The following is a 22,589-nucleotide window of genomic DNA, read 5'->3' on the forward strand; positions in this document are numbered from 1 at the left end:
AGTAATCCGCTTGTGCTCGTCATTCCTGGGGTCGCGGAAATGACGGTACGAAAGTCACCCTAAGCTCCCCAATCCCCAATCCCCAATCCCCACTTGCGGCGATAATGCCCGCATGAGATCGCTGCGCATCGCCACCCGCAAGAGCGCGCTCGCCCTATGGCAGAGCGAGTATGTCGCCCACCAGCTGCGCCTGGCCCATCCGGGCCTGGAGGTCGAGCTGGTGCCGATGAGCACGCGCGGCGACGAGGTGCTGGACCGCTCGCTGGCGGCGATCGGCGGCAAGGGCCTGTTCCTCAAGGAACTGGAGCTGGCCATGCTCGATGGCCGCGCCGACTGCGCGGTGCATTCGCTCAAGGACGTGCCGATGGAACTGGAGGGGCCGTTCGTGCTGCCGGCCATCCTGGAGCGCGCCGATCCGGCCGATGCCTTCGTCTCCAACGCCTATCGGCGGCTGGATGCGCTGCCGCATGGCGCGCGCGTGGGCACCTCCTCGCTGCGGCGCCAGGCGCAGCTGCGCGCGCTGCGGCCGGATCTGGAGCTGGTCGACCTGCGCGGCAACGTCAATACCCGCCTGGCGCGGCTGGACGCCGGCAGCTACGACGCCATCATCCTGGCCTGCGCTGGCCTGCAGCGGTTGGGTTTCGATGCGCGCATCGCCGCGCGCCTGGCCGCACCGCAGTGGCTGCCGGCGCCGGCGCAGGGCGCCATCGCGGTGGAATGCCGCAGCGATGCGCCGCAGGTGCTGGCGCTGTTCGCCGCCCTGGACCATCTGCCCACGCGCCGCTGCGTGGAAGCCGAGCGCGCCATGAACCGCGCCCTGCACGGCAGCTGCCACGTGCCGGTCGGCGCGTTCGCCGAGGAAACCGCCGGCGGCATGCGCCTGTGCGGCCTGGTGGGCTCGGCGCAGGCCGGCACGCTGGTGCACGCGGAGGCCTCCTCGCCCGACCTGACGCCGGAGAACCTGGGCCATCAGGTCGCCCAGGCGCTGCTGGCCAACGGCGCCGATGCGCTGCTGGCCGAGCTGGAAGTCTGAGGCACCAGATCGCTTGCCGGTGGCAGGTCGAACCCTGCGCGGCGTCGACGACCGGCAGCATCATTGTTCGAAAACGACGGGCTAGATCGTCGCTTGAGCACGCCCAACAGCCATCGTCGTTCCCGCGAAAGCGGGAACCCAAGGACGTTGCGGGACCTGCATGGGAGTCCATCGATCCCCGCGTTCGCGGGGATGGCGAGCTTTGAGGTGGCAGCGCTAGTCCGCGAGCAAACCTCCAAGCGTCGTTCCCGCGAACGCGGGGTCCCAGCTGCTTTGCTGCGAGGGCCGAAGGCGCTGGATGGTCAGACATGCGTCTGCCAAGAAGCACCTCCCGCGTTCGCGGGAATGACGGGAGGGGTGTCCCGCGTCTTCGATGCACTCGGGCTTCAATGTAAAAAGCCCCCGCCGTGTCGCCACGGCGAGGGCTTGATCGCGCAGGCGCGCGGCTTACTTGAAGTTGTAGACGATGTTGACCGTGGTCAGGTTGTCGGTCTTCTTGGTGTCCGGATCGACCTCGGTGTTGTGGCGCGTCTCCAGGCCGGCCTTGAGCGCCAGGCGTTCGGACATGGCCACCTGCAGGCCGAACAGGTTCTTGATGAAGGTGTTGTCGCTGCCCGATTCGACCAGCAGGGTGTCCACCAGCGAGGTGGTCGCGGTCAGCTTGTAGCCGTAGTCGATCATGCCGCGGCCGATGGTCTCGTTGTGGTGCACCTGCACGCCCTGGTCCTTGGACCAGCGGTAACCCGGACCGATCTCGAAGGTCAGGTGCTGGGTGTCGTTCTTGATCGCCTCGTAGCCGTAACCGACGGCGGTGGTCCACTGGTACTCGTAGCTGGTGTAGTGGTCGCGCTCGTTGCGCACCGAGCCCCAGATGTAGCTGCGCTCGCTCAGGCGGCGGCCGCTGGTGCCGAACAGTTCGTAGCGGCGCGCGGTCTCCTCGCCGTCGTCCTTGGCGTACTGGCCGGCCACGCCGAAGGCGTGCTTCCAGGTGTCGTCGCTGTAGGCGAGGTTGGCCTTGCCGACGAAGGTCTCGTTGTCGGTATTACCCTTCGAGATGGCCAGGCCCAGTTCGCCGTTGCCGGTCCAGCCGGTGTTGTTGTCGATCTTGGCCAGGCTGGGCGTGTCGACCAGGTTGCCGGCCAGGGCGGGCAGCGGCGCTGCCACGGCGAGCAACAGGGCGCAGGGAAGGCGTCGGAACATGAGGAATCTCCGTGTGGGGTGGGGACGCGGGGATAGCAAAAAGGCCGGTGATCCCCGGCCTTCGGCGCGAAAGTGTCTTTTCGCAACGTTGAATGTCAACGTAATGCGCCCGCTTGCCGTCGTCGTCTCCAGACGCTAGGCGAGTCCGATATGGCGACGCCCTCAGGGCGTGGAGACGGGCGTGTCGATGACGATGGTCGGGTCGTTGAAGCGGCTGTAGCGCACCGTCATGGTGTAGGGCTGCTGTTGGGACAGGCCGCTGTGGCGCAGCTGCAGCGGCAGGCCGTCCGGCCCGATCCAGTAGGTGAACTGCACCGGCGCCTGCGCCGGGCCGTTGGTCACTTCGTACTGCCGCGCCTGCACGCCGTCGATCTGGCTGACGCCGGCCTCGCGCACGCGCAGCTGGCCGCGGCTCTCGTGCACGCGCATCGGATCGCGCCACTGCGCCACCATGCCTTCGGGCAGCTGCAGCTTCTCGGTACGGCCCTGCGATTGCAGGTAGAGCACGTTGCCGACGATCACCTGGGTGCCGATGGGCATCTGCAGGCGGTAGCGGTCGGGGGCGACGAAATCCAGCGTGTCGCGGGTCTCGCGCGCGCCCTGCAGGTGCATCTCGGCGTGGAAGCTGCGCGCGTCCTGGAAGGCCTGCATCGACGCGGTGACCCGTTCGAGCGGCGTGCCGGCCGCCGTGGCGGGCGGGGGGCTGGCCGGTGGCGAGGAGGGGCTGCAGGCGGCCAGCAGCAGGCAGGCCAGGGCGGGGACGGCGGGGCGGTGCATGGGGCGAACGGACTCCGGCGGCGGGCAGGGCGGGAACCCGTCCCGCGGGCGCAAGACTGCGCGCGGGCGGCTGAAGCGCACCTGCGTCTTCTTGATGCCATGCTCGGCCATAATCGGGCGCATGGACAAGATCGAACGCATCACCGCGCTGCATCGCATCCTCAAGGGCGCGCGCTACCCGGTCACCGTCAAGCGCCTGCAGGACGAGCTGGGGTGCTCGCGCGCCACCGTCTACCGCGACCTGGCCTACCTGCGCGATGCGCTGATGGCGCCGGTGGAGGGCGACGGCGAGGCCGGCTTCCGCTACGCGGCCGGGCAGAGCGACCGCTTCGAGCTGCCGGGCCTGTGGCTCAGCTCGGACGAGCTCTACGCGCTGGTCGCCTCGCAGCAGCTGCTGCTGCGCACCGGCGGCGGGGTGCTGGCCGGCGCGCTGGCGCCGCTGCAGAAGCGCCTGGAGGGCCTGCTGGCCGACCATGCCGGCGCCCAGCGCTGGCCGGTCGAACGTGTGCGGGTGATCCCGCATCGCGGCCGGCGCCTGGACGAGGCCGCGTTCCGCTGCGTGGCCAGCACCGTGCTGGAGCGGCGCCAGTTGAGCTTCGAATACCGCGCCCGCTCCACCGACGAGCGCACCCGCCGCGTGGTCTCGCCCCAGCGCATCACCCACTACCGCGACAACTGGTACCTGGACGCCTGGGACCACGGCCGCGAGGCGCTGCGCAGTTTCGCGGTGGACCGTATCAGCAATGCCCGCGCGCTGGACGAGGCCGCGGTGGAGATGGGCAAGGACGAGCTGAGCCAGCACCTGGCCTCCAGCTACGGCATCTTCTCCGGCGAGCCCAAGGGCTGGGCGACGATCGTGTTCAGCCCAAAAGCGGCGCGCTGGGTCGCTGACGAGCAGTGGCATGCGCGCCAGGAGGGCCGCTTCCTGCCCGACGGCCGCTACGAGTTGAAGGTGCCCTACAGCGCCTCGCGCGAGCTGCTGATGGACGTGCTGCACTACGGCTCGGACGCGGAGATCGTCGCCCCGCCGGTGCTGCGCGAGCAGGCCAAGGCCCTGCTCGAACTGGCGCTGTCCAACTACGAGCGCGTGCCGGACAAGCACTGAGCGGTTGTGGGAACAACTGTCCCCTCCAATCCAGTCCCGGACTCCCTGTAGAGCGGAGCTTGCTCCGCTGGGGCTTTCCGCCGATCCGGCCGAAACGCGGCGGACCAAGCTCAGCTGTTCTTCGTTCGGTTGGTGGGGAAGGCCCCAGCGGAGCAAGCTCCGCTCTACAAGTGGGGCCGCCTTTGTGGCCCTTGGGCAACGGCGGCGAGGGCTTTACCAGGAACGCCCCATCGCCGCCATGGCGGCGCCCACGGGCGCTCGTCCGGTACCATGGTGGCGTTCCCGCATGATCGGTGCGGTGGCCGCGCGGTTGGCGGCTGCCGGGTCCGAGTGCGCACCTTCCCCTCTGACGATCCCGCACCGCCCGTGTCCACCACCGAGCCCGCACCGCTGCGCTTCATCCATGTCGTGGCCGCCGCCATCACCGATGCGCGCGGCCGCCTGCTGCTGGCCCGGCGCGGCGACGGCCGCGATCTGGCCGGGCTGTGGGAGTTCCCCGGCGGCAAGCGCGAGCCGGGCGAATCCACCGAGGAGACGCTGGTGCGCGAGCTGCAGGAGGAGCTGGGCATCACCGTGCAGGTCGGCGCGCCGATCATGCGCGTGCCGCATCTGTATCCGGACAAGCGCCTGCTGCTGGACGTGCGCCGGGTGACCACCTGGAAGGGCGTGCCGCGCGGCATGGAGGGCCAGGCGCTGGCCTGGGTGGCGCAGGACAAGCTGCAGCGCTATCCGATGCCGGCGGCCGACAAGCCCGTGGTGGCGGTGCTGCAGCAGCCCGACCGGTACCTGATCACGCCCGAACCGGGCGCGGACTCCGCGGCCTGGCTGGCCGGCCTGGAGGCCGCGCTGGCCGGCGGCGTGCGCCGCGTGCGGTTGCGCGCGCGCAGCCTGGAGGGCGACGCGGGCTGGCCGCCGCTGGCCGCCGCCGCGGTGGCGCTGTGCCGCGATGCCGGCGCCGAGGTGCTGCTGGAGGGCGCGGCCAAGCTGGCACGCGATCTGGGCGTAGGCCTGCATCTGCGCACCGAGCAGCTGATGCGCATCGAGGCGCGCCCGGTCGCGGCCGGCGTGGGCCTGGCCGCCTCGTGCCGGTCGGCCGAGCACCTGCGCCGGGCCGAGGCGCTGGGCTGCGACTTCGTCACCCTGGGCCCGGTGCGCGGCACCGACACCCAGCCCGCGCTGGGCTGGGACGCCTTCGCCGCCCTGCGCGAGATCGTGTCGCTGCCGATCTACGCCACCGGTGGGCTGGGGGTGGACGACATGGCCCAGGCGCACCAGCACGGCGCGCAGGGCATCGCCGCACTCCGCGGGCTGTGGCCTTCGGGCTGAGGTCCTTGTGCGGCGCTCAGGCGCCGGCGAGCAGGCGGTAACGCGCGTCCAGCTCGGCCACGGCCTGGTCGATCTCTTCCAGGCTGCCATCGTTGCGCACGATGTCGTCGGCGATGGCCAGGCGCTGGGCGTCGCTGGCCTGGGCCTGGATCATGCGCTGGGCCAGCGCCTGGTCGATGCCATCGCGCGCCAGCAGCCGCGCCATGCGCACTTCCAGCGGCGCGGTGACCACGCAGATGCGCTGCAGCCACGGATAGCGCTCGCGTCCGCCGCCTTCGGCCAGCAGCGGGATCATCGCCACCGCATACGGGCTGGCGGCGGCGAGGCACTGCGCCTCCAGCGCCGCGCGCACGGCCGGATGGACGATGGCCTCCAGCGCCTGGCGCGCGTTTTCGTCCTCGAACACGCGCCGGCGCATCGCCGCGCGGTCCAGCCCGGCCTGCGCATCGAGCACCTCCGCGCCGAAGTGCGCCACGATGGCGGCCAGCGCCGGTGTGCCGGGCTCGACCACCGCACGCGCGATGCGGTCGGCGTCGGCCACGACGATGCCGCGCGCCAGGAAGGCGCGCTCCAGCGCGCTCTTGCCCGAGGCGATGCCGCCGGTGAGTCCGATGCAGGTCTGGCTCATGGCGGCATTATCCACGCGTCCCTGCCACGGTAGAGCGGAGCTTGCTCCGCTGCTCTTCGCTCGGTTCGTGGGAAAGGCCCCAGCCGAGCTTGCTCCGCTGCGCTTCGTCCTGTCCGTGAGCAAGGCCCCAGCGGAGCAAGCTCCGCTCTACAGCCAGCGGCGCACGCGGGCGCAGTAGCGCGCGTAGGCGGGGCCGAACTCGGCGCGCAGGCGGGCTTCCTCGAACGGGATCACCACCTGCCGCAGCGCCAGCCACGGCAGCGGCAGCAGGACCAGCGCCCAGGGCACGATCAGATAGCCGGCCAGGCCGATATAGCTGGCCAGCAGGCTGACGTACATCGGGTTGCGGGTCAGGCGGTACGGGCCGCGCTCTACCAGGGACGAGGGCTGGCTGGAGGGCAGGATGGTGGTGCGGCGCGTGGCGAACAGCGCGAAGCACCACAGCGCCAGGCCTAGCGCGGCCAGGGCCAGCAGCGAGCCGGCCCATTGCATCGCCAGCAGCGCGCCGCCCTGCGGCAGCGGCAGGGCCAGCACGCGCTGGGCCAGCGCGGCGAGGCCGAAGGCGAGCAGAAAATGCACCGGCGCGGTCAGGCGGACCAGCAGCGGGGTGTTCGACAGGCGCGCAGCGCCTTCCAGGGTGTGTTCTTCCAGCACGCCGCGTGATCGTCCTTGGGTCCGGGGCGACATCTTAGCCCGCGGCCTGCGGGAAAGCGCCCGTAGACTGGCCGCCCCACCTGCCAGGGTTCGCCGATGTCCATCGCCCGTCTTCGTACGCTCTTCCGCATTGGCCTGCTGGCGCTGGTACTGCCGGCCAGCCTCGCGCTGGCCGCGCCGAAGGACGCGGGATTCGAGCTGGTGGCGCTTGGGGTCGAGGGCGGGCTGGACGAGGGCAACCTGTCGTCCTATCTGATCCGCGCACAGGCCGACACGCGCTATCTGGCGCTGGATGCCGGCACCGTGCTGCCGGGCATCGCGCAGGCGCTGCGGCAGGGCGCGTTCGCCGATCTGCGGACGGCCGACGGGCTCACCCCGCAGGGGCAGGTGCTGCGCAACCTGATCGCCGGCACCTTCATCAGCCATGCGCATCTGGACCATGTGGGCGGGCTGCTGGTTGCGGCCACCGACGATGCCGGCCGCAAGCCGATCTACGGGCTGGCGCCGACGCTTGAGACCCTCAGCGCCGACTACTTCAACTGGCAGGCCTGGCCCAACTTCGCCGACCGCGGGCCGGCGCCGGCGCTGGGCCGCTATGTGCTGACCGAAGTCGTGCCGGGGCAATGGTTCGATGTGCCCGGGACCTCGGTGTCGGCCTGCGCCTATCCGCTGTGGCACGACCGGCTGACCTCGACGATGCTCCTGGTGCGCAGCGGCGATGCCTACTTCGCCTACTTCGGCGATACCGGGCCCGATGCGCTGTCAGGCGGCCAGCATCGGCTGGCGGACATCTGGCAGGTGCTGGCGCCGCTGGTGCGTCGGCACGCGCTCAAGGGGCTGCTGATCGAGGCCTCGTTCCCGGACGATGTGCCCGATGCGCAGCTGTTCGGCCATCTCACCCCGGCCTGGCTGCTGCGCGAGCTGGACGCGCTGGCCGCCGCGACCGGCGGCACCGCGCCGCTGAAGGGGCTGCCGGTGCTGGTGGGGCATATCAAGCCGAGCCTGGTGCAGGGGCGCGATCCGCGCGCGCTGGTGAAGACCGAGCTGGCGGCGGGCAACCGCCAGGGCGTCGCGTTCGTGCTGCCGGTCCAGGGGCAGGTGCTGCGGCTGCCTTGAGGGGGGCAGGGGGAGCGGCCGCCGAGCGATACGGGGCGAGCCCCAAAAGCGACCCCTCCCCAGCCCTCCCCCTTCGCTGCGCGAAAGGGAGGGAGCGGATCCTGCGGCGGGATGCAGTCGGAGCAGTGCCGCGGGAATCCTCCTACCGTCATTCCCGCGAACGCGGGAATCCAGGGACTTTCGCTGGAGGCGCGAGAGGTGCCGACTTCCGCCCCTCGCGGCAAGGGCGACCCCGCGCGCCGCTCCAAATAAGGCGGAAATGTCGCCTATCGGTCACACACCGTGACTTTCGACGGCTTGCAAATCCGTAAGTTCCGTGTGAAAAGATCGTGTTGCTCTGCAGCATCGCCTGGCCGGCCGCGCGCCGGGTCCGGCGCGGGAATCCGCCCGTGCCGTGATCCGCGCCGTACAGCGCCCGCGCCGCGATGCCGCCCAAGCCGCACCCCTTCGCCACCGGACCGCTCATGCCCCGATTGCAGCCCGCCGCCATTGCTTTGTCGCCCGCGCCCGCACGGAGCGCCCGCCGGTGAGGGGCAGCGGCTTCGATCTGGCCGGCAACGGCAGCGCGGTGCGCACCGAGCTGCTGGCAGGGGCGACGACCTTCCTGACGATGGCCTACATCGTCTTCGTCAACCCGGACATCCTGGGCGCGGCCGGCATGGACAAGGGCGCGGTGTTCGTCGCCACCTGCCTGGCCGCGGCGCTGGGGTCGGCGCTGATGGGGCTGCTGGCCAACTGGCCGATCGGCCTGGCGCCGGGCATGGGGCTCAACGCCTTCTTCGCCTTCACCGTGGTCGGCACGATGGGCTATCCCTGGCCACAGGCGCTGGGGCTGGTGTTCCTGTCCGGCTGCCTGTTCGTGCTGCTGACCCTGACCGGCGCGCGGCGCTGGCTGGTCGACGGCATCCCGCTGTCGCTGCGCAGCGGCATCGCCGCGGGCATCGGCCTGTTTTTGGCCTTCATCGGCCTGCAGGGCGCGGGCCTGGTGGTGGACAGCCCGGCCACGCTGGTGACCCTGGGCGATCTGCACAAGGCCGAGCCGCTGCTGGCGCTGGCCGGGCTGGTGCTGATCGGCATCCTGGACGCGCTGCGGGTGCGCGGGGCGATCCTGATCGGCATCCTGGCGGTGACCGCCGCCGGCCTGGCGCTGGGCAAGGTGCACTACGCCGGGCTGCTGGCCTGGCCGCCGAGCCTGGCGCCGACCTTCCTCAAACTCGATATCGCCGGCGCGCTGAGCCAGCACGGCGGCGTGGCCGCGCTGCTGCATGTGCTGCTGGTCTTCCTGCTGGTGGAGATGTTCGACGCCACCGGCACGCTGGCCGGCGTGGCCCAGCGTGCCGGGCTGCTGGATCGCCCTGACCAGCGCCAGCGCTTCGATCGCGCGCTGGTAGCCGACAGCACCGCGATCCTGGCCGGCTCGCTGCTGGGCACCTCCAGCACCACTGCCTACGTGGAAAGCGCGGCCGGCGTGCAGGCCGGCGGCCGCACCGGCCTGACCGCGCTGACGGTGGCCGCGCTGTTCCTGCTGGCGCTGCTGTTCTCGCCGCTGGCCGCGATGGTGCCGGCCTATGCGACCGCGCCGGCGCTGATCTACGTGGCCGGGCTGATGCTGCGCGAGCTGGTCCACCTGGACTGGAGCGATGTCACCGAGGCCATGCCGGCCAGCCTGGCGGCGCTGGGCATGCCGTTCACCTATTCCATCGCCAACGGCCTGGCGCTGGGCTTCGTCAGCTATGCGCTGCTCAAGCTCGGCACCGGGCGCTGGCGTGGCGTGCACGTGGCGACCTGGGTGGTGGCGGCGCTGTTCGTGCTGCGTTACGCGCTGTAGCGCGACGCGGGGCGGTGAGGATTTCGCAAGACGTTTTGGCAAGGGGAGTCGTGCACGTGGTGGGAAGTAGAACAATCTGGGGCGTGATCGCCTGTGTGGCGCTGGTCGGCCAGGCCTGGGCGGCCGATGGCGGCGGCGCGGCCGGCGCGCGCGAGGCGAAGGTGGCCGCGCTGATGCAGCGCGTGGCGGGCAACGGCCCGCAGCTGCGCGCCTTCCTGCAGGCCATGCCCAAGGGCGCGGACCTGCACAACCATCTGGGTGGCAACAACTACGCCGAGGATTTCCTGCGCTGGGCCGACGAGGACCAGGGCTGCATCGCCCGCGACACCCACCAGCTGCTGCCGCCGCCGTGCGGCGAGGGCACGGTGCCGGCGCGCGGCCTGGCCGCGCGCGATGCGGGGTTCTTCTCCGCCACGGTCGATGCGCTGTCGATGCGCAACTTCGTGCAGGGCAATGCGGCCGCCTCGGGGCACGACCAGTTCTTCAGCACCTTCGCCCGTTTCGGCAGTTCGCAGGCGCGTCGCCCCGACGCGATCGCCGCGACGCTGGAGCAGGCCGCGCGCGACCGCGTCAGCTACGTCGAGCTGATCGCCAACCCCGCCCAGTCGGCCGAGCTCGGCAAGCGCGCCGGCGCGCTGGACTGGAACGCCACCGACTTGGCCGCCAACCTGGCGCCGCTGCAGGCCCAGCTGCCGGCTCTGGTCGAGGCGGCCAAGGCCGACACCGCCGCGCTCGATGCGCGCGTGGCCCAGCTGCTGCGCTGCGGCCAGGCAGACGCCAGCATCGGCTGCGGCGTGCGCTATCGCTATGTGCCGTACGCACTGCGCACGCTGCCGGCGCCGGTGGTGTTCGGGCAGATGCTGATGGGCTATGCGGTGGTGCAGGCCGATCCGCAGCGCTACGCCGGGGTCAACATCGTCGCGCCGGAGGACAACCCGGTCGCGCTGCGCGACTACCGCCTGCACATGGCGATGTTCAAGCTGCTGTCCGCGCGCTACCCGCAGGTGCCGCTGACCCTGCACGCGGGCGAACTCAGCCTGGGCCTGGTGCCGCCGGCGGACCTGCGCTTCCACATCCGCGATGCGGTGGCCATCGGCGCCCGGCGCATCGGTCACGGCGTGGACATCGGTTACGAGGACGATGCCGCCGGACTGCTGCGACAGATGAAGGCCCAGCACGTGGCGGTGGAGATCAACCTGACCAGCAACGACGTGATTCTCGGGGTCAAGGGCAGCGACCATCCGCTGCCGATGTACCTGGCCGCCGGCGTGCCGGTGGTGCTGTCCACCGATGACGAGGGCGTCTCGCGCAGCGACATGACCCACGAGTACCAGCGCGCGGTGACCGAGCAGGGCCTGGACTACGCCACGCTCAAGCAGGTCGCGCGCAACGGGCTGACCTATTCCTTCGCGCCGGGCCAGAGCCTGTGGGACGCGGACGGCCGCACGCCTGTGGCCGCCTGCGCCGGCTCGCTGGTTTCCGGCAGCGCCGATGCGCGCTGCAAGGCGCTGCTCGAGGGCAGCGAGAAGGCGCGCCTGCAGTGGCAGCTGGAGCGCGACTTCGTCGCCTTCGAAACGCAGCAGCTGGCCGAGGCGCGCCGATGAGCCGCCTCGCACGGGCCCTGGCGCATGGTGCGCTGCTGCTGTCGCTGGCCGTGAGCGCCCCGGCGTGGGCGGGGCAGAAGCAGCTGGTGATCCTGGACGACGACCTGGACGGCTTCGCCCCGGCCCAGGTGATGGCGCTGCAGGCGCCCGATGTGCAGGTGCTGGGCCTGACCACGGTCAGCGGCAACGCTTGGGCGACCCAGGCCACCGCGCATGCGCGGCGCATGCTGGAGATCACCGGCCATCCCGAGGTGCCGGTGGTGCAGGGCGCGATCGATCCGCTGGTCAACACCGAAGCGCAGACCGAGCGCTGGGAAGCGCTGTACGGCAAGCTGGTGTGGAAGGGCGTGTGGATGAGGCACTGGGTCGAGGACAACTTCCAGGCCGATCCCGATTACCACGGCCCGGAGGTGGTGCGCGATCTGAAGCTGGGCAATCCCAGCGTGGTCAAGGCCAGCGACGAGCCGGCGGCGCTGTTCCTGCTGCGCATGGTCCGCGCGTATCCGGGCCAGGTGACCATCATCGCCACCGGCCCGCTGACCAACCTGGCGCTGGCCCAGCGCCTGGATCCGCAGTTCGCCAGCCTGGCCAAGGAGCTGGTCTACATGGGCGGCAGCCTGGAGCCCAGGCAGACGCGCGACAGCGAGGCGGCGCGGCAGTTCGCGCGCGAGTTCGTCAACACGCCGCGGCGCGAGTTCAACATCCGCTTCGACCCCGAGGCCGCCAGCATCGTCATGCGCGCGCCGTGGAAGAAGATCGTGATGGTGCCGGTCGATCCGTCCACCGCCACCGAGGTCACCCCGGCGCTGCTGGCGCGCATGCGCGCGGCCGACACGCCGATCGCCCGCGCGCTGGCCTCGCGCCAGACCGGCTTCCCGCTCTGGGACGAGCTGGCCGTGGCGGTGTGGCTGGATCCCTCGCTGATCACCCAGTCCGACGAGTTGATGGTCGATACCAACCTCGACCGCGGCGCCGGCTACGGCGACATCCTGTCCTGGAGCCCGCCGTACGCGCCGGGCCTGGGCGAGCGGCGTCAGATCGTGGTGCGCAGCGTCGATGTACCGCGTTTCGAGGCGCTGATGGCGCGCCTGCTGACCCGGCCCCAGCCGCGCGCGGTCGGCGCGGCGGTGCCCTGAATCCCGGAGTTGGAAGCGGCAGGGCCACGGACGCGGCCCGGACGCTGATCGGTGCCCGCGCGCGCCGACGCGGCGATGTCTTGGCTAGAACCCTTACCCACACAGGCAATCCCCACATGAACAAAGCGCTCCTTTCCCTTGCCGTCACGGCCGCGTTGTACGCGACCGCCGGCGCCGCCTTCGCCCAGGACGCCACCGGCACCGATGCCGGGCAGCGCAGCAGCGTCACCACCACCTCCAACACCACCAACTCCAACGCCACCCAGCGCGCGCGTCAGCTCGACGCGGTCAAGGTCACCGGCACCTCGCTGTCGCTGGGCAACGGCAACATGCAGGTCCAGGACGCGCCCAAGGCCGTGTCCACCATCGGCCGCGAAGCCATCCTCCAGGCCGCGCCAGGCGCCAACTTCACCCAGATGCTGACCAGCATCCCCGGCGCGATCTCGGCCACCAACGACGTGACCGGCCTGAACGACGGCAACTTCACCGTGCGCGGCTTCCCGGCCGACGAAGTCGGCGTGACCGTCAACGGCGTGCCGATCAACGACTCGGGCAACTACAAGATGTACGCCACCGAGTACGGCGACACCGAGAATATGGGCGACATCACCGTCGAGCAGGGCTATCCCAGCGTGACCTCGCCGGTGATCGGCGCGGCCGGCGGCAACATCGCCTGGGTCACCGTCGACCCGACCGCGGAGGCCGGCCTGGACCTGAGCCAGAGCTTCGGCAGCAACAACTACAAGCGCACCTTCCTGCGCTACAACACCGGCGACACCGGCCCGGTGCGTTCGTGGATCTCCTACTCGAACAACCAGACCGACCTGTGGCGCGGCGACGGCCAGTCCAAGGTGACCAAGATCGACGCCAAGTCGGTGTGGACGCTGGACGAGGGCGACTCGATCACCGGCTCGGTGCAGTACAACCGCGAGGTCAAGAACAACTACCGCAACCTGACCAAGGCGCAGATCGCCGCCAACGGCTACGACTTCGGCTATGTCGAGTCGTACAAGTCGGCTAACGCCGGCGACTGGGTCGGCACCCAGGTCAACCCCTTCCGCAGCTGGATCGCCAGCCTGGACGGCGAGTTCACCCTGAGCGACAGCCTGCACCTGTCGGTGGTGCCGTACTTCGTCTACGGCTACGGCGGCGGCAGCTACGGCTACGCCAAGACCTATGTGTTCTTCACCTCCGATACGTTCCGCCCGGGCCTGCACGTCAAGTTCAAGCAGGACCTTGGCCTGAACGACAGTCTGGAATACGGCGTGCTGGCCGAGCGCCCGCGCCAGCAGGGCTCCAACGTCTTCATCCCGGCCGATCCGCAGGGCAACCCCGCCGATGTCTGGGGGCATGACAGCCAGTACTACTACAAGAACGCCAACGGCAGCCCGCAGGTCGCCTATCGCTTCTACTCGACCACGCCGACCTATCGCGCCTTCGCCACCAACACCTGGACGCCCAACGACCAGTGGACGTTGACCGTCGGCGGCGCCTACACCTGGGTGCAGCGCAAGGGCTGGTACTCGACCTGGCCGGGCGCGGACCGCGGCATCAACGTGACCACGCCAGCCAACAGCACGCTGTATGCCGAGGGCGCCAACACCTACAAGAAGTTCACCCCCACCGCCGGCGTGAAGTTCCAGCTCGACGAGCAGAACCAGTTCTTCCTGGGCGTCGGCAAGGCCTACCGCGCGCCGATCAATACCTCGGCGCTGTACGACTTCTGGAATGCGGCCTACGCCAACGCCATCGGTTCGCAGACTTCCATCAGCGATGCCGAGCCCGAGCAGTCCGTGACCGCCGATCTGGGCTGGCGCTACTACGGCGACAAGCTGAGCACGGTGCTCGACCTGTACGCGACCAACTTCGACCACAAGCAGTTCAGCGGCACCGATCCGGTGACGCGCGCGCCGGTCTATTACCAGCTGGGCAGCGTGCAGATGCGCGGCGTCAATACCGAGCTGAGCTACAAGTTCGACGACATGTGGTCGGTGTATGCCTCCTACGCGTACAACAAGAGCGAGATGAAGAGCGATGTCTCGCTGGGCGCCACCACCTACGCCACCGACGGCAAGACCCTGGTCAACGCGCCGAAGAACGTGGGCTATGCCTCGGTCAACTTCACCGACCAGGCGCTGTGGGCCAGCCTGAGTGTCAACGCGCAGAGCGCCATCTGGGGCACCTTCCTCAACTACAGCGGTTCGGACGCCGGCGGCTTCGCCACCGTCAACCTCAACGGCGGCTACAACTTCCAGGACTTCGGTGGCCTGAAGAAGCCGTACGTGAAGGTCAACGTGTTCAACCTGGGCAACCGCAAGGCGCTGATGTACTCGGCGACCACGGCGCTGAGCACCACGGCCTCGGCGGCCGCCTGGCAGCTGCTGCAGGACCGCACGCTGATGGTGACCTTCGGCGGATCGTTCGCGCTGTAATGCGCCTTTGGCGCAGCCGCGGGCACCGGCCCGCGCTGCGCGTCCATCGTCGGCAGGTCCTCACCGGACCTGCCGACTTGGTTTGCCGTCTTGCCTGGGCGTTCCTTGCGACGGCGCAGGCGAGGTCGGGCCTCATTGAAGCTCGCTCGAACGTTCTTGTCCTCGCTTGCGGGCGGGGGAGGCCATCGCGCTTGCACGGGTCGGATGCCGCGCGCTCCACCCGGACTTCCTCTTCCCGTACTCCACACCGGAGGTCCTATGTTCCGTCCTCTGATCAAGCTCCTGCTGCCGGCGCTGCTCGGTCTGTGCGCCATGCCGGCGCTCGCGCAGAAGCCGCTGGCGCCCAAGGTGCTGGTGATCACCATGTTCGCGCCGGAGGCCGCGCCCTGGCGCGAGGCCGAGCGCTTCGACACGCAGGTGCCCGTGCCGGGCCTGTCGCCCAAGTACCCGACCGTGGACTGCACGCGCGCCGGTCTGTGCCTGATGACCACCGACATGGGCCTGGCCAATGCGGCCAGCTCGGTCGCCGCGCTGGTGGCCTCGCCGCGCTTCGACCTGCGCCGCACCTACTTCCTGATCGCCGGCATCGGCGGCGTCGCGCCGGAGCAGGGCACGCTGGGCTCGGCGCACTGGGCACGTTACGCCATCGATGGCGGCCTGATGCGCGCGGTCGATCCGCGCCAGCAGCCGGCCGGCTGGTCGTCCAACCTGCTGATGCTCGGCGCCACCGCGCCGGGGCAGAAGGTCGAGCACCGCACCGGGACCGAGGTGTTCCAGCTCGACGAGGCCCTGCTGCAGAAGGCCTACGCCCTGAGCGCGGGCGTGCCGCTGGAGGACAGCGACGCGGCCGCGGCCTATCGCCTGCAGTATCCGCAGCCGGCCGCGCGCGCCGGGCCGGCGGTGAGCATCTGCGACAGCCTGACCAGCGACACCTACTGGCACGGCAGCCTGATCGCCACGGCGATGGAGGCTTACGTGCAGCTGACCACCGACGGGCGCGGCCACTACTGCATCACGCAGATGGAGGACAATGCCACCCTGACCGCGCTCCAGCGGGGAGCCGAGGCGGGCAGGCTGCAGCTCGCCCGCGTCGCCCTGCTGCGCACGGCCTCCAATTTCGATCGCGAGGCGCCAGGACAGGACGTGGGCGCCTCGCTGTCGGCCAAGTCCGGTGGCTTTCTGCCATCCACCCACAACGCCTACCGAGTCGGGCATGCGTTGACCGAGGCCATCCTGGCGCACTGGGAGGCGTGGTCGCACGGCGTGCCGAAGGAATGACCCCATGCCTGCCAACCTCGCTTCCTCCCGTCCACTGCGCGCGCTGTCGCTGGCGGCCCTGGCCCTGTTGATGGCCGCGCCTGCGCTGGCGCAGAGCCGCCGCCAGGGCGCCGAGCTGCCGCAGATGCGACTGTCCCAGCGGCCGCTGATCGTGGCCCACCGCGGCCGCGCCACCCCCGACGGCGCCGAGAACAGCCTGGTGCAGATGCAGCAGGTGGCCAGCCACCAGATCGGCGTGGAGATGGACCTGGCCGCCAGCCAGGACGGCGTGCTCTATCTGCTGCACGACGCCACCCTCGACCGCACCACCACCGGCACCGGCCCGATCAAGGCGCAGACCAGCCAGGCGCTGGACGCGGTCAAGCTCAAGGACGGCCACGGCAAGCCGACCGACGAGGCCCTGCCGCGCCTGACCAAGGTCCTGGACTGGGCCGCCGGCGTGCCCGACGTGATCCTGATGATCGACCTGAAGGGCATCAAGGCGGCCACGCTGGCGCCGCTGCTGCGCGAGCGCAAGCTGCAGGACCGCGTGATCCTGCTGACCTTCGAGCGCGGCGCGGCGGCCGAGGCGCTGGCCAGTGCCGATGGCGCCATGGTCTCGGTGCTGATCAAGACCCAGTCCGACGCCAACTACTACAAGCGCATCGCCGCCGGCCGGCCGCTGGCGATGTACGTGCCGCAGGACTCCAAGAACAAGGTCTTCGGCTACGCCAAGACCGCCGGGGCGGTGCTGGTGACCGACGTGATCGACGGCGAGGGCGAGGACAGCGCGGACTTGAATGCCAAGGTCGCCAAGCAGGGCTGCAAGGCCTATGTCGACTACATCGATGCGCACTACACCGATGTGCTGGTGACCAACCACCCCAAGTGTGCGGCGCAGACGCTCAAGGCCTACGTGCCGACCACGGACAACGGGCCGCATTGAGCGGCCGTCGTTGCCTCTTGGACGCTGGTGGGGGGTCTTGAATTAGGTTCTTCTCCTGATCGAGGGATCGCGGGGCGTTCGCGTTCCTGCTTCCTTCGGAGGCGCTGCGGTCAGGCGGGCTGTAACCGCTTATCCCTCGATCAGGGAATCCTGCCTCCTGCCTTAAGGCGCTCTGCCTCCTGCCTCGCTCGTCGCGGACACCGCCCACCGCACCTCTGCCTTGCGCGGTGAGTCGGAGGGCTCCGGATCGTGGGAGCAGCTGTCTCGCAGTGGCATGCCTGTAGAGCGGAGCTTGCTCCGCTGCTGTCCGTTCGGTTCGCGGGGACGGCCCAGCGGAGCAAGCTCCGCTCTACAGGTGGGTCCGCCTGGTGGGCGGACCGAGCCGAGGCGCCATGCAGGGTCGGGTCGAGGCGGGTTTAAGAGGCGTGCCCACCGGCCCGGTCCTCAGTTCATCGATACGTCCACATTCCCGTGCACCGGCGAGGGACCTCGAATCAGGGCAGCCCGGCCAGCCAGTCGTCGTCGCTGCCTTCGTTGATGTCGGCGAACAGCGGGGTGGAGAAGTAGCGCTCGCCCGTATCGGGCAGCATCGCCAGGATCACCGAGCCCGGCACGGCCTTCTCGGCCACTTCCAGCGCGGTGGCCAGGGTGGCGCCGGCGGAGATGCCGACGAAGATGCCTTCTTCGGCCGCCAGCCGGCGCGAGGTCTCGATCGCGCGCTCGTCGGTGACGGTATAGAGCTCGTCGTAGACCTCGCGGTTGAGTACTTCGGGCACGAAGTCCGGGGTCCAGCCCTGGATCTTGTGCGGCTTCCACTCATCGCCCTTCAGCAGCGCCGCGCCGGCCGGCTCGGTGGCGATGATCCTGGTCTCCGGGCGCGCGACTTTAAGCACTTCGCCCACGCCGGTCAGGGTGCCGCCCGTGCCCCAGCCGGTGACGAAGAAGTCCAGACGCTGGCCGGCGAAGTCGCGCAGGATCTCAGGGCCCGTGGTGTTGCGGTGATAGGCCGGATTGGCCGGGTTGGCGAACTGGCTGGCCAGGAACCAGCCGTGCTGTTCGGCCAGCTCCTTGGCCTTGCGCACCATGCCGCTGCCGCGCTCGGCGGCCGGGGTGAGGATGACCTTGGCGCCGTAGGCGCGCATCAGCTTGCGGCGCTCGATGGAGAAGGTCTCCACCATCGTGGCCACGAACTTGTAGCCGCGCGCCGCGCAGACCATCGCCAGCGCCACGCCGGTATTGCCCGAGGTGGCCTCGACCACCGTGTCGCCCGGCTTGAGCAGGCCGCGGGCCTCGGCGTCGAGGATGATCGCCAGCGCCAGGCGGTCCTTGACCGAGCCGCCGGGATTGAACGACTCGACCTTGGCATACACCGTGGTGTGCGCCGGCGCGAGGCGATGGAGCTTGACCACCGGGGTGCGGCCGATGGTGTCCAGGATGTTGTCGTAGATGGCCATGCGAAGACGTCTCTTAGATTAGAAGCGTGGGATCAGGCGGCGCGCGACAGCGTGGGCGCGTCGATGTTGTCGGGATGTTGTGATGCCGGCGCGGCCAGGGGCGCATCGCCATGCCAGTGCAGCGTATGCGCCAGCGCGGCGACCTCGCCCAGGATCAGCAGGGCCGGCGAGCGCACCTGGTGGTGGCGCGCGGTCTCGGCCAGGTCGGCCAGGGTGCCGGTGACCACGCGCTGGGTGCGGCGCGAGCCGTTCTCGACCAGCGCGAACGGCGTGGCGGCGGCGCGGCCGTGGGCGATGAGGCGCTCGCGGAAGGTCTCCAGCCCGGCCACGCCCATGTAGACGGCCAGGGTCTGGCGTTCCTGCGCCAGCGCCTGCCAGTCCAGCGTATCCAGGGAGTCGCGGCAGTGCGCGGTCACCAGGCGCAGGCCTTGCGCATGGTCGCGGTGGGTCAGCGGGATGCCCGAATACGCCGCGCAGGCCAGCGCGGCGGTGATGCCGGGCACCACCTCGAAGGCGATGCCGTGGGCCTTGAGGAATTCCAGCTCCTCGCCGCCGCGGCCGAACACGAACGGATCGCCGCCCTTGAGCCGCACCACGCGCCGGCCGGCACGGGCGTGTTCGAGCATCAGCGCGTGGATGTCGTCCTGGCGCGTGCTGTGGCCCTGGGCCGACTTGCCCACCTCGATGCGGGTGGCGTCGCGGCGGGCCATGGCCAGCACCTCGGCGCTGACCAGGCGGTCGTGCAGGATCACGTCGGCCTCGTTCATCGCGCGCAGCGCGTTGAGCGTGAGCAGGCCGGCATCGCCCGGGCCCGCGCCGACCAGCGTGACGGTGCCGACGTGGGCCTGGGCGGCGCTGGACAGCGCGCGCTGCAGCTCGGTCTCGGCGGCCGCGTCCTGGCGTTGGCGCAGCAGCCGCGGCACGGTGCCGGCGAGCAGTTGCTCGAAGAAGCGGCGGCGCGCGCCCATCTCGGGGAAGCGCGCGCGGATGCGGGCGCGCTGCCGGCCGAGCAGGGCGACCAGCGACCCCCAGGAGTCGTCCAGCAGCGTCTCCAGCTGCCGGCGGATGTGGCGCGCCACCATCGGCGCATGGCCGCCGCTGGAGATGGCGATCTGCAGGGCGCCGCGCTCGACCAGGGCCGGCACCTGGAAGCTGGACAGCTCGGCGTCGTCGACCACGTTGGCCAGCAGGCGCCGCGCGGCGGCCGCATCGGCCACCGCGCGATTGACCTCGCCCTCGTCGGTGGCCGCGATCACCAGCCATACCCCGTCCAGCCAGTCGGGCGTGAAGCTGCCCGGCTGCCAGGCGATGCGGCCCTGCTCGGCCCACTGCGCCAGGCGCGGGGTCAGGGTCGGTGCGCCCACGTGGGGGAGGGCGCCGGCGTGGAGCAGGGCCTCGACCTTGCGCTCGGCCACCGCGCCACCGCCGACCACGCGGACGGCACGGCCACGCAGGTCGGCGAACAGGGGAAACAGGGCAGCGCTCACGGGCGGGTCCGGGTCGAGAGGGCCACGACGCTACGCCCGGCTTATGACGGTCGGAAATGACTTGCCGCTGCGTTCAGATAACCCTACGTTATAAGCAGCGGTGGCCAGAACACGTACATTCGTTTTCCCCATCAGCGGCCGCGCCGCACCTCGCCAGCGATCCTTCCGCAGATGACCCTGACCCAGCTCCGCTATCTGGTCGCCATCGCCGACGCCGACTTCAACATCACTCTGGCGGCCGCGCGCGTGCACGCCACCCAGCCCGGCCTGTCCAAGCAGCTCAAGCAGCTGGAGGACGAGCTGGGCTTCCTGCTGTTCGTGCGCAAGGGCCGCAGTCTTGAATCGGTGACCCCGGCCGGCGTGGAAGTCATCCAGCGCGCCCGCGCCGTGCTGTCCGAGGCCAACAACATCCGCACCTACGCGGCCAACCAGCGACGCGAGAGCCAGGGCCAGCTGGTGCTGGCCACCACCCATACCCAGTCGCGCTTCGTGCTGCCGCACGCGGTGGCGCAGATCAAGCGCGCCTATCCGCAGGTCAGCGTGCACCTGCAGCAGGCGGCCGAGGCCGATGCGCTGGACCTGCTGGGCCAGGGCGATGCCGACATGGCGGTGATCAGCACCTCCGGCGACACGCCGGCGGCCGGCCTGGCCGTGCCGCTGTACCGCTGGCGCCGCCTGGTGGTGGTGCCGCGCGGGCACGCGCTGGACCGCAAGGGCGCGGCGCCGGACCTGGCCGCCCTGGCGGGCCAGCCGCTGATCAGCTACGAGTCCTCGACCCGGCCCGGCTCATCGCTGCAGCGCGCCTTCGTGCATGCCGGCCTGGAGCCCAACATCGCGCTCACCGCACTGGATGCGGACCTGATCAAGACCTACGTGCGCACCGGCATGGGCGTGGGCCTGCTGGCCGAGATGGCGGTCAATGCCGGCGACGCCGACCTGCGCGCCTGGCCGGCGCCGGCGGAGATCAGCGAGTGCATCGCCTGGGCGGTGCTGCCGCGCGAGCGGGTGCTACGCGATTACGCGCTGGATCTGGTGCACGTGCTGGCGCCGCAGATCGACAAGCGCGACCTGCGGCAGGTGATGGATGGCAACCGCGAGCCGGACTGGCCGGTGCCGCCGACGTGGGAAGCGTTGACGCAGACCATCACGAGTTGAGGGTCTTCAGGTCGTCTTGAAGGGTCAGGTCGCCATTCCCGCGAACGCGGGAATCCAGGGACTTCGCTCTCCGCTTCTGCTCGCGCTTTCAGCCGCCACTCCCTCAAGCACTTTCCCTCAAGCCAGCGGCACCACCACCCGAAAGCGACTCCCGCGCCCCTTGCGCGTGTGCACTTCCACCGGATACCCCAGCGTCTGCGCGGTGCGACTGACGATCCACAGGCCCAGGCCCAGGCCTTCCCCGTGCGGATTGGCCTGGCGGAAGGCGCTGAAGATCTCGCGCGCGTCCTGCGCGTCCATGCCCACGCCGGTGTCGAGCACCTCGATCGCCACCTGGTCGCCGTGGCGGCGGCAGCCGATCAGCACCGAGCCGTTCTCGGTGTACTTGACCGCGTTGCCGAGCAGGTTGCCCAGCAGCGTGGACAGCAGCGTGCGATGGCTGCGCACGCGCAGGGAGGTCGGGACATTGCGCAGGCGCAGGCCACGCTGCTGCGCCGGACGGCGCCAGGTGGCCAGGATGTCGTCGAGCACGTCCTGCAGAGGCAGGTCGATCAGGTCGGGGCGGACCTCGTCGCCGCCGGCGATCGCCAGGCTGGCCAGCTGGTCGAAGCCGCGGCTGATCTGCCCCAGCGAGACGCGCGCGTCGTCCAGCGCCGGCAGGGTGGGGGCGTCGCTGGGCAGGGTGCGGCGCAGCTTCTCCAGCGCATAGCCGGCGCTGCGCAGCGGCGTCTTGAGGTCGTGGCCGGCAATGGCCATCAGCCGCGCGCGGTAATGGTTGGCCTCCTGCGCCATGGCCAGGGTGCGGCGCAGTTCCATCAGGGCCATGGTCTGGCGCGCCAGGGCCTGCAGGGCGTCGAGCTGTTGCGGGGTGATGCTGCGCGGCAAGGTGTCGAGCACGCACAGCGAGCCCAGCGGCAGGCCATCGGGGCTGCGCAGCACCGCGCCGGCGTAGAAGCGCAGGTACGGCTCGCCGCTGACCAGCGGGTTGCAGGCGAAGCGCGGCTCGGCCAGCGTGTCCTCGACCACCAGCACCTCGTCCTCCAGGATCGCGTGGGCGCAGATGGACGAATGCAGCGGGGTCTGCTGCGCGCCCATGCCGACCTCGCTCTTGAACCACTGGCGGTCGGCATCGACCAGGCTGATCAGCGCCATCGGCGCATTGCAGATCAGCGCGGCCAGGTTCGTGATGTCGTCGAAGGCGGCCTCGCGCGGTGTATCGAGGATCGCGTAGGCGTGCAGCGTCTCCAGCCGCAGCGTCTCGTTGACGGCGCGCGGCGCGGTGGACGCGGCGCACTCCAGGGGCGGCGTGGCGCGCGGGGACGGACTGACGGCTGACATGCGAAGAGAAGCTTCCTGGCGGAGGCGCTGCGCCGCGGCGGACCGCCGCAACGGGGCGGACAGAGTAGGGCGCGCCTCGGCCTGGGCCGTGAAAGTTCTTACACGGCCGCGCT

General features: G+C 70.5%; 18 protein-coding genes. 11 read left to right on the plus strand and 7 right to left on the minus strand.

Going from position 1 to position 22,589, the window contains the following annotated elements:
* Positions 1-112: 112 nt before the first annotated feature.
* Positions 113-1,033 (plus strand): hydroxymethylbilane synthase, encoded by a 921-nt coding sequence (gene hemC, locus MWN52_RS03915; protein ID WP_286576706.1) that lies wholly within the window; start codon positions 113-115, stop codon positions 1,031-1,033.
* Positions 1,034-1,480: 447 nt separating this feature from the next.
* On the opposite strand, the gene MWN52_RS03920 is transcribed toward hemC, so the two are convergent.
* The gene (locus MWN52_RS03920) at positions 1,481-2,233 is read right to left on the minus strand and encodes a DUF481 domain-containing protein (protein WP_131660152.1); all 753 of its coding nucleotides are present in this window, start codon (positions 2,231-2,233) and stop codon (positions 1,481-1,483) included.
* Positions 2,234-2,395: 162 nt separating this feature from the next.
* The gene (locus MWN52_RS03925) at positions 2,396-3,010 is read right to left on the minus strand and encodes a hypothetical protein (protein WP_131660151.1); all 615 of its coding nucleotides are present in this window, start codon (positions 3,008-3,010) and stop codon (positions 2,396-2,398) included.
* Between the two features lie 121 nt (positions 3,011-3,131).
* Between MWN52_RS03925 and MWN52_RS03930 the strand changes: the two genes are divergently transcribed.
* Together MWN52_RS03930 and MWN52_RS03935 are read left to right on the plus strand one after the other, a co-directional pair.
* Complete coding sequence (locus tag MWN52_RS03930; protein ID WP_130523262.1) at positions 3,132-4,115, plus strand: helix-turn-helix transcriptional regulator; 984 nt, start codon at positions 3,132-3,134, stop codon at positions 4,113-4,115.
* 366 nt (positions 4,116-4,481) lie between these two features.
* A complete protein-coding gene (locus MWN52_RS03935) occupies positions 4,482-5,441 on the plus strand; it encodes a Nudix family hydrolase (protein ID WP_235873147.1) in 960 nt (319 codons plus the stop codon).
* A gap of 16 nt (positions 5,442-5,457) precedes the next feature.
* On the opposite strand, the gene coaE is transcribed toward MWN52_RS03935, so the two are convergent.
* Together coaE and MWN52_RS03945 are read right to left on the minus strand one after the other, a co-directional pair.
* A complete protein-coding gene (gene coaE / locus MWN52_RS03940; RefSeq protein WP_286576710.1) occupies positions 5,458-6,069 on the minus strand; it encodes a dephospho-CoA kinase in 612 nt (203 codons plus the stop codon).
* 147 nt (positions 6,070-6,216) lie between these two features.
* Positions 6,217-6,720, minus strand: coding sequence for a methyltransferase family protein (locus tag MWN52_RS03945; RefSeq protein WP_286577674.1), 504 nt, complete (start codon positions 6,718-6,720; stop codon positions 6,217-6,219).
* A 99-nt stretch (positions 6,721-6,819) separates the two neighbouring features.
* Here MWN52_RS03945 and MWN52_RS03950 point away from each other — a divergent pair, with 99 nt between their 5' ends.
* From MWN52_RS03950 to MWN52_RS03980, 7 genes are all read left to right on the plus strand, one after another.
* Positions 6,820-7,839, plus strand: coding sequence for an MBL fold metallo-hydrolase (locus tag MWN52_RS03950; RefSeq protein WP_286576712.1), 1,020 nt, complete (start codon positions 6,820-6,822; stop codon positions 7,837-7,839).
* A gap of 526 nt (positions 7,840-8,365) precedes the next feature.
* The gene (locus MWN52_RS03955) at positions 8,366-9,667 is read left to right on the plus strand and encodes an NCS2 family permease (RefSeq protein ID WP_286576713.1); all 1,302 of its coding nucleotides are present in this window, start codon (positions 8,366-8,368) and stop codon (positions 9,665-9,667) included.
* A gap of 173 nt (positions 9,668-9,840) precedes the next feature.
* Entirely contained in the window at positions 9,841-11,271 is a 1,431-nt protein-coding gene (locus MWN52_RS03960) for an adenosine deaminase family protein (protein WP_286577675.1), read from the plus strand.
* Entirely contained in the window at positions 11,268-12,407 is a 1,140-nt protein-coding gene (locus MWN52_RS03965) for a nucleoside hydrolase (RefSeq protein WP_425608078.1), read from the plus strand. The genes MWN52_RS03960 and MWN52_RS03965 overlap by 4 nt, the downstream gene beginning before the upstream one ends.
* A 116-nt stretch (positions 12,408-12,523) precedes the next feature.
* Positions 12,524-14,839, plus strand: coding sequence for a TonB-dependent receptor (locus MWN52_RS03970; RefSeq protein WP_286576714.1), 2,316 nt, complete (start codon positions 12,524-12,526; stop codon positions 14,837-14,839).
* A gap of 258 nt (positions 14,840-15,097) precedes the next feature.
* Positions 15,098-16,117: a purine-nucleoside phosphorylase gene (locus tag MWN52_RS03975; RefSeq protein WP_286576715.1), complete on the plus strand. Its 1,020-nt coding sequence runs from the start codon at positions 15,098-15,100 to the stop codon at positions 16,115-16,117.
* A 4-nt stretch (positions 16,118-16,121) separates the two neighbouring features.
* A complete protein-coding gene (locus MWN52_RS03980; RefSeq protein WP_286576717.1) occupies positions 16,122-17,042 on the plus strand; it encodes a glycerophosphodiester phosphodiesterase family protein in 921 nt (306 codons plus the stop codon).
* Between the two features lie 494 nt (positions 17,043-17,536).
* Here MWN52_RS03980 and cysK read toward each other — a convergent pair whose 3' ends face one another.
* Positions 17,537-18,496: a cysteine synthase A gene (gene cysK, locus MWN52_RS03985; protein ID WP_130515693.1), complete on the minus strand. Its 960-nt coding sequence runs from the start codon at positions 18,494-18,496 to the stop codon at positions 17,537-17,539.
* Positions 18,497-18,528: 32 nt separating this feature from the next.
* On the minus strand, positions 18,529-19,983 hold the full coding sequence (gene cysG, locus MWN52_RS03990) for a siroheme synthase CysG (RefSeq protein WP_286576718.1): 1,455 nt from the start codon (positions 19,981-19,983) through the stop codon (positions 18,529-18,531).
* A 171-nt stretch (positions 19,984-20,154) separates the two neighbouring features.
* Here cysG and MWN52_RS03995 point away from each other — a divergent pair, with 171 nt between their 5' ends.
* A complete protein-coding gene (locus MWN52_RS03995) occupies positions 20,155-21,138 on the plus strand; it encodes a LysR family transcriptional regulator (protein ID WP_131660140.1) in 984 nt (327 codons plus the stop codon).
* A 117-nt stretch (positions 21,139-21,255) separates the two neighbouring features.
* Here MWN52_RS03995 and MWN52_RS04000 read toward each other — a convergent pair whose 3' ends face one another.
* Positions 21,256-22,476 carry a GAF domain-containing sensor histidine kinase gene (locus MWN52_RS04000; protein ID WP_286576719.1) on the minus strand — a complete coding sequence of 407 codons (1,221 nt, stop codon included), beginning with the start codon at positions 22,474-22,476 and terminating at the stop codon, positions 21,256-21,258.
* Between the last annotated feature and the right edge of the window lie 113 nt (positions 22,477-22,589).

The organism is Pseudoxanthomonas winnipegensis (assembly GCF_030322905.1).
In the GTDB taxonomy this organism is placed as follows: domain Bacteria; phylum Pseudomonadota; class Gammaproteobacteria; order Xanthomonadales; family Xanthomonadaceae; genus Pseudoxanthomonas_A; species Pseudoxanthomonas_A winnipegensis.

Coding starts and splice junctions, on each gene's coding strand:
- hemC (WP_286576706.1), top strand. CDS start 113: ATGAGATCGCTGCGCATCGCCACCCGCAAGAGCGCGCTCGCCCTATGG.
- MWN52_RS03920 (WP_131660152.1), bottom strand. CDS start 2,233: ATGTTCCGACGCCTTCCCTGCGCCCTGTTGCTCGCCGTGGCAGCGCCG.
- MWN52_RS03925 (WP_131660151.1), bottom strand. CDS start 3,010: ATGCACCGCCCCGCCGTCCCCGCCCTGGCCTGCCTGCTGCTGGCCGCC.
- MWN52_RS03930 (WP_130523262.1), top strand. CDS start 3,132: ATGGACAAGATCGAACGCATCACCGCGCTGCATCGCATCCTCAAGGGC.
- coaE (WP_286576710.1), bottom strand. CDS start 6,069: ATGAGCCAGACCTGCATCGGACTCACCGGCGGCATCGCCTCGGGCAAG.
- MWN52_RS03950 (WP_286576712.1), top strand. CDS start 6,820: ATGTCCATCGCCCGTCTTCGTACGCTCTTCCGCATTGGCCTGCTGGCG.
- MWN52_RS03960 (WP_286577675.1), top strand. CDS start 9,841: ATGCAGCGCGTGGCGGGCAACGGCCCGCAGCTGCGCGCCTTCCTGCAG.
- MWN52_RS03965 (WP_425608078.1), top strand. CDS start 11,268: ATGAGCCGCCTCGCACGGGCCCTGGCGCATGGTGCGCTGCTGCTGTCG.
- MWN52_RS03970 (WP_286576714.1), top strand. CDS start 12,524: ATGAACAAAGCGCTCCTTTCCCTTGCCGTCACGGCCGCGTTGTACGCG.
- MWN52_RS03975 (WP_286576715.1), top strand. CDS start 15,098: ATGTTCCGTCCTCTGATCAAGCTCCTGCTGCCGGCGCTGCTCGGTCTG.
- MWN52_RS03980 (WP_286576717.1), top strand. CDS start 16,122: ATGCCTGCCAACCTCGCTTCCTCCCGTCCACTGCGCGCGCTGTCGCTG.
- cysK (WP_130515693.1), bottom strand. CDS start 18,496: ATGGCCATCTACGACAACATCCTGGACACCATCGGCCGCACCCCGGTG.
- MWN52_RS03995 (WP_131660140.1), top strand. CDS start 20,155: ATGACCCTGACCCAGCTCCGCTATCTGGTCGCCATCGCCGACGCCGAC.
- MWN52_RS04000 (WP_286576719.1), bottom strand. CDS start 22,476: ATGTCAGCCGTCAGTCCGTCCCCGCGCGCCACGCCGCCCCTGGAGTGC.